5 protein-coding genes are annotated in these 6,822 nt (G+C 33.1%); 4 read left to right on the forward strand and 1 reads right to left on the reverse strand.

Going from position 1 to position 6,822, the window contains the following annotated elements; translation table 11 throughout:
* The coding region (locus V5787_RS00935) for a transposase (protein ID WP_336891419.1) at nt 1–126 on the reverse strand (126 nt) is incomplete at its 3' end.
* 250 nt (nt 127–376) lie between these two features.
* Here V5787_RS00935 and V5787_RS00940 point away from each other — a divergent pair.
* The 4 genes from V5787_RS00940 to V5787_RS00955 all read left to right on the forward strand — a co-directional run bounded on the left by V5787_RS00940 (nt 377) and on the right by V5787_RS00955 (nt 6,574).
* Nucleotides 377–961, forward strand: coding sequence for a TetR/AcrR family transcriptional regulator (locus tag V5787_RS00940; protein ID WP_336891415.1), 585 nt, complete (start codon nt 377–379; stop codon nt 959–961).
* Nucleotides 962–1,025: 64 nt separating this feature from the next.
* Complete coding sequence (locus tag V5787_RS00945) at nt 1,026–2,060, forward strand: efflux RND transporter periplasmic adaptor subunit (RefSeq protein ID WP_336891416.1); 1,035 nt, start codon at nt 1,026–1,028, stop codon at nt 2,058–2,060.
* Between the two features lie 32 nt (nt 2,061–2,092).
* Nucleotides 2,093–5,179, forward strand: coding sequence for an efflux RND transporter permease subunit (locus tag V5787_RS00950; RefSeq protein WP_336891417.1), 3,087 nt, complete (start codon nt 2,093–2,095; stop codon nt 5,177–5,179).
* 45 nt (nt 5,180–5,224) lie between these two features.
* On the forward strand, nt 5,225–6,574 hold the full coding sequence (locus V5787_RS00955; RefSeq protein WP_336891418.1) for a TolC family protein: 1,350 nt from the start codon (nt 5,225–5,227) through the stop codon (nt 6,572–6,574).
* Nucleotides 6,575–6,822: the final 248 nt, after the last annotated feature.

Consider the following 6,822-nt stretch of genomic DNA (forward strand, 5'->3'; position numbering starts at 1 on the left):
GCCACAACATTTACTACATATAAAACCTTCAGACCATTTTATTTTGGCTAAATAAGCCTTACAAGCTTCATCATTTGGTAGTTCTTTTATAAAACTCAGTATATTTTGACCTTGAAAAACATCCATATCTGTTATATTTAATGACACTAAGACACAGAAACTAAATGACTAACTCGGTAAAATTATTATGGAACAAAATCAAACTTATTAGTTACTTTAAAACTAGTAAAACCCTGATTGAACCCTTGTTTACTAAACAAAAAAGAACTCATCTATCATTCATTTTATAAAAATAGTCGGTTTTTTATTATATTACCTAGATAATTCATGAAATTAATTTATATTTGTACTACTGAAACATCAATTTGTTCGAGAAATGAGATCAAAAGACGAAATAGTAAAAGAGGAAATAATTTTAAATGCACAAAAGCTATTTAAGCAATTTAGCTTAAAGAAAACCACCATGGATGACATTGCGGAATCTTGTGGAAAAGCCAAAAGTACCCTCTACCATTATTTCAAAAACAAAGATCATATTTTTGATGAAGTCATTCAATTAGAACTTATTGCTCTTCGGGTTCTTGTGAAGGAAAAGGTAGATGCTAAGAAAACTATTTCGGATAAACTGTCTACTTATTTTTTAGAATTCCATAAAGAAATCGCACATAAAGTAAACTTACACAGCGGGTTACGGAATGATTTAAAAAACGACAAAAAAACGACAGAATTATTTCGTAGAACAATAGCATTTGAAACAAAATTTATAACTCGTATTTTGGAGGAAGGTTATGATACTGGAGAATTTACGGAAGTAAAACTTGAAGATATTCCTTGGTTTGCAGAATCTGCTTTAGCGGCCTTTTTCGGAATCGTTCGATTCTCTATTGAAAATGAAAATGGGTTTGAATTAGAAAAAATAGAAAGAATTAGTAACACTTTCACTCCCAAAATATTTGGGTAGTTTTTTTTACCTAAAAACCCGACTAAAATACTAAAATAGTTTTATTAATTATAATTCGGTAAATATGTATAAAATAGTAATAACGCTTGCTTCAGTAATTACAATAATTAGCTGCAACCCTAAAGTTGAATCAAAAACATCATTAAAAAAACAAGAGCATAGCATTAAAGTGGTGACCGAAATAGTTTCCAAAAACAAGAATAATACACACATGAATTACACTGGTGTAATTACTCCATACTCTACCACTCCATTAGGATTTCAATTACCTGGGTTGGTCAAAAATATTTATGTAAAAGAAGGAGATGTAATAAAAAAAGGACAAATTTTAGCATCCATAAATAACGAAACATATCAAAGCACCTACGCCATAGCAAAAGCCAGTCAAGAACAAGCTCAAGATGCCTATGAAAGACTAAAAAAAGTACATGATCAGGGAAGTCTTCCAGAAATACAATGGCAAGAAATGAACACAAATTTAACCAAGGCAAATGCATCCGCAGCAATAGCCCTGCAAAACCTAAAAAGATGTAATATCATTGCCCCTGTCAATGGGACAATTGGTAAACGTGATTTAGAAATAGGTGCTACCACCACTCCTGGAGTCTCCGTATTTGACTTAATGACCATTAAAAATGTATATGTAAGAATTTCGGTACCCGAAACAGAAATCAATAAAATAAAATCTGGGCAAATTGCTGAAATCACAATACCTGCTATAAGTTATCAAAAACTTAGTGCAACGGTCCAAAATATAGGAGTGGTAGCTAACCAATTTTCAAAAACATACGAGGTTAAATTGATAATGAACAACCCTAATCAAATAATAAAACCCGGCATGGCTTGCGATATTGATTTAATAACCAACACTATGAGCAATCATATAGCCATTCCATATAGCGCTGTAATTCAAGAGGAAAATAAAAAGAACTATGTCTATACAGTAAATAAATCCAACAATAAAGTTAGCAAGCAACTTGTTGATATTGGGTTATTTTCAAATAATGAAATAATTATAATCAACGGATTATCTGAAGGAGATTTCATTGTAGTTACTGGACATCAAAAACTGCATGATCAGTCAACCATTACCTTTTAATTACTTTCTTGACTAATCATTAATTCAAAAAAATGAAACAAAAAATCAATTTAATAGAAGCTGCTATGAAGTATAAGCAAATTGCGCTTTCACTTGTAGTAGCCATGATGATAGTAGGCGTTTTAGCCTTAATGAATATGCCTCGTAACGAATTTCCTGATTTCACTATTCGTCAAGGAGTAATTGTAGGAATATACCCTGGCGCATCCTCCGATGAAGTAGAAGAGCAACTTACCAAAGAAGTGGAAAATTTCATCTTTGGATATAAAGAAGTCAATAAGGTTAAAACGTATTCCAATTCATCTGAGGGACAAATGATCCTTTTTGTAGAACTAAATGAAAATATAAAAAATGCGGATGAATTCTGGTCAAAAATCCGACACGGGTTAGGCGAGCTCAAAATGCAACTTCCAACAGGGGTTTTAGCTCTTATTGGAAACAACGATTTTGGAGACACCTCTGCCCTATTGCTTACCATGTCATCGGAAGAAAAAAGTTATCGTGAATTAGAACAAATCATGAAAAAATTAGAAGCCGAGGTACGTAAAGTAAGCTCAGTTTCCAAAATTAAACGACTTGGAGTACAAGACGAAAAAGTTTTTATTTATGTACGTCCAGAAAAACTAAACGAATACAATATTCAACCTTTAACTATTCTATCTTCTTTTAAAACTCAAGAATCCATGTCATATGCAGGAAAATTGGACAATGGAGATTTGATACTACCGGTGCATTTACCTCCTCGATATGAGTCGGAAAAGGATTTAGAAAATCAAGTCATTTATACTGATGTAGCAGGAAATGTAATTCGATTAAAAGATGTAGCACGGATAGAGCGGAAATACGATACTCCTGATAGCTACATCAAAAACAATGGGAAAAATGCTATTTTACTTTCCCTAGAAATGCAACAGGGAAACAATATTGTTCAATATGGCAAAGAGGTTCTTGAAGTAATAGATGAGTTTAAATCCAATATATCCGATGATGTTGAAGTCAATGTGATTTCTAATCAACCAGAGGTGGTGGATCTTTCAATATCACATTTTATGAAAGAATTTCTATTAGCCATTGGAGCTGTAATTCTTGTAACCATGATCCTACTTCCTTTTCGGATATCTGCTGTTGCAGCAATTACTATTCCTATTTCTATTTTAATCACTTTAGGTATAATGCAAATGATTGGATTGCAATTAGATATTGTTTCTCTTGCTGGTTTAATTGTTGTGCTAGGAATGGTAGTAGATAATGCCATTGTGATTATTGACAATCATATTGAGAAACTAGATCACGGTGAAACACCTTGGGATGCAGCCTGGAAAGCTGCTACCGAACTATTTATCCCTGTACTTTCAGCAACAGCCGCAATTATTGCTTCATTTTTACCTTTAATGTTTTTTTTAAATGGCATGGCAGGTGATTTTGTTGGTGCTTTTCCGCTCACAATTGCCATTGCATTATGCATATCAATGATTATCGCCCTTTTATTAGTCCCATTTCTTTGCTATACTTTTATTAAAAAAGGATTACATAAAAAAGAAGGCAAGAAAAAGAAGTTTGATTTATTAGATAAAGTACAACAAGGGTATGACTTTGTACTTGAAAAATCCTTTAAAAATCCATTAGTTACCATTTCGATTGGAATACTTTCTGTAATTGTTGCATTGTTCTTTTTTAACATTAACGATCAGCAGATGTTTCCTGCTTTGGATAGAAAACAATTTGCGGTAGAAATTTACCTTCCTGAGGGTGCTTCGTTAAGAAAAACAGAAGTAATCATTGATAGTTTAGAATCTGTTTTACTTCAGGACCATAGAATTACAAATGTAGCCAGTTTTGTTGGTACCGCATCCCCAAGATTTCACTCCTTATATGCTCCCCACATGCCATCTAAAAATTATGGGCAAATATTAGTGAATACGATTTCAAATGACGCCACCATTGAAGTCCTTAAAACATATAGCGAACAACATAACCTGGTTTTCCCAGGGGCACATATAAAATGGAAACAATTAGCCATGGAAGGCTTTCCTGCTCCAATTGAAGTTCGCTTAGCAGGTAATAACATAGCTGATATTAAATCATCAGCTAAACAAGTCGCACATATTTTAGAAAACCATGATAATTCTACGTGGGTAAGAAATGATTGGTTGGAAAAAAGACAAGGTATCTCAATTGAACTCGCCCCTAACAAAGCAAACAATTTGGGGTATTCAAAAGCCTTTATAGCGGCTTCCTTAATGGTTGCTATGGATGGATTACCCGTTACTACTATGTGGGAAAAAGACTACCCTATAGATGTCATCCTATCGAAAGAGGAGAACTTAACGGATGATATTGATGACTTAAAAAATCAATACATTTCGTCTTTATTGACACAAGAAGTTCTTCCATTACGAACCATTGCCAAATTAAAACCAGAATGGACCGAAGGAAACATTGTACACAGAAATGGAGTACGAACCATCACCGTAAGCGCTGATGTGAAAAATGGAGTTATGTATTCCAGCATGTTCGCAGAAGTAAGTCCTAAAATTGAGGCTCTTGAATTACCTAAAGGAGTGACTGTTTCTTATGGTGGTGAAAATGCGGAAATGATTACCACCTATATTCCTTTAGGCATATCACTTGGCGTAAGTATAGTTTTGATTTTCATCATATTACTATTTCAATTTAAAACCATTAATAAAGCTCTCCTCGTAATGTCAACTATGTTACTCAGTTTATTTGGAGCTTCTTTTGGTCTTTACATCATTGGATATCCTTTTGGCTTGACTTCATTTATTGGCATTATTGGACTAATGGGAATTACGGTACGAAATGGTATTATTCTTATTGATTATGCAGAACAACTGGGTATCGAGAGCGATTTGACTATTAAACAGGCTGCTATTGCAGCAGGTAAACGTAGAATGCGCCCCATATTTCTTACCTCTATGGCAGCTGCTATTGGTGTAGTGCCAATGATTGTAAGTAATTCGGCACTTTGGGGTCCCTTAGGAACCGTAATCTGTTTTGGATTAATCTTCGGCATGATACTAACGTTATTTCTGCTACCTGTTTTGTACTGGAAATTCATAGGGAAAGAAACTCAAAAGTCGAATATTACCATCGTTTAATACGATACTTTTGGTAATATCACATTAATAATTAAAGACAATAAAATGAAACATATCATAGTAACATTACTGATGGTAAGCACATTGGTTTTTACCACAACGGGACAAAATTTATCTCTTGATGATTGTAAAGCATATGCTATAAATAATAATAAAAATTTAAAAAATGCCCATTTAGAATTAGCAGCTGCACAGAAAATAAAACAAAATGCATTTACCAATTATTTCCCAAAAGTGGATGCTGGTGCATTTACAATGAAATCTAGTTCCAAAATGATCCAGGCAGAAACACCCGAAATAAATTTACCTGTTTATGATGGCAATCTAGCAAGCATACCAGGTTCAACCGAATATGCATATATACCTGGAATGGATATTGGAATTATGGATTACTTAAGTACGGGTTACATTACTGCCATTCAACCCATTTTTGCTGGGGGGAGGATCTATAATGGCAATAAATTAGCCGAACTTGGAACATCTATTAAGAGTAAACAGCTAAATATTACTACGGAAGAAGTTCTTTTAAAAACAGAATCTTTGTACTGGACCATTATTTCATTAACAGAAAAAAAGAATACACTAAGGGGTTATGAAACCTTACTTCATAGCTTTAAAAAGGATGCCTTGGTGTCTTTTGACGCAGGATTGATTCAAAAAAGTGATGTCTTAAAAATTGAATTAGAATTAAATAAGATTGAAGCTCAAAAGCTCCAATTAGATAATGGACTAACTATGGTTAAAATGGCGCTGAGTCAACATATTGGAATTCCTTATTCAGAAAATTTGAATTTAACAGATACCTCCCTCATCATAAATACACCATTATCCGTATTTGTCACTCCTCAAGAAGCCTTAATGAATAGGAATGAATATAAAATTCTCAACCAAACTGTTACTGCAGAAGAATTACAGCAAAAAATAGCACAAGGCGAATATTTACCTTCTGTAGGGATTGGCGTATCAGGGTATTATTTGGATATGATGGATAACCAAAACACCAACACCATGGCATTTGCTACCTTATCTATACCAATTTCTGGTTGGTGGGGAGGCTCGTACAAAAATAAAGAGCACAAAATAAAAGTGGAAATTGCACAAAATAATTTTTTTCAAAAATCAGAATTACTACAACTTCAAATTGAGCAAACGTTTAGGGATTTAAGTGAAAGTTTTCAGCAAATTGAAGTAGCCGAAGCTACCGTATCACAGGCCAAGGAATATTATTTTGAAATCAACAATGGTTTTAATGCAGGAATTGAGAGCACAACTAATTTACTAGAAGCTAGGGCATTATTACAACAAGCAAACGATACACTAATTGATGCAAAAGCAGGATATAAAATTAAGTTAGCTTATTACTTACAAGCAACTTCACAAACTAAAATTAATTAAAAAACAAGGTAAATTGAACAAGGAAAGTAAAGATAAGATGATTTTTAGCATTACCTTATCTTTATTTTTTGTTAGTATTCTTTATTATTCAGGACTTTAGCCCACATTATAAGACCGTTGCATAATGCTCTTTTCAGTTTTAGATTTCAATTTTGACTTTTTAAATCTAAAATTTATATTTTTTTTTCTTATTTTCATTGTTTATGTTAGTTATGGATCTATTTTTTGGTTCATTTTCCTTTAGTTTT

Origin of the sequence: Flavicella sp., from assembly GCF_037132785.1 — a bacterium.
Lineage (GTDB): Bacteria > Bacteroidota > Bacteroidia > Flavobacteriales > Flavobacteriaceae > Flavicella.

Bases quoted from the DNA above. Each gene is read 5' to 3' on its own strand.
- V5787_RS00940 (WP_336891415.1), top strand. From the start codon at position 377: ATGAGATCAAAAGACGAAATAGTAAAAGAGGAAATAATTTTAAATGCA.
- V5787_RS00945 (WP_336891416.1), top strand. From the start codon at position 1,026: ATGTATAAAATAGTAATAACGCTTGCTTCAGTAATTACAATAATTAGC.
- V5787_RS00950 (WP_336891417.1), top strand. From the start codon at position 2,093: ATGAAACAAAAAATCAATTTAATAGAAGCTGCTATGAAGTATAAGCAA.
- V5787_RS00955 (WP_336891418.1), top strand. From the start codon at position 5,225: ATGAAACATATCATAGTAACATTACTGATGGTAAGCACATTGGTTTTT.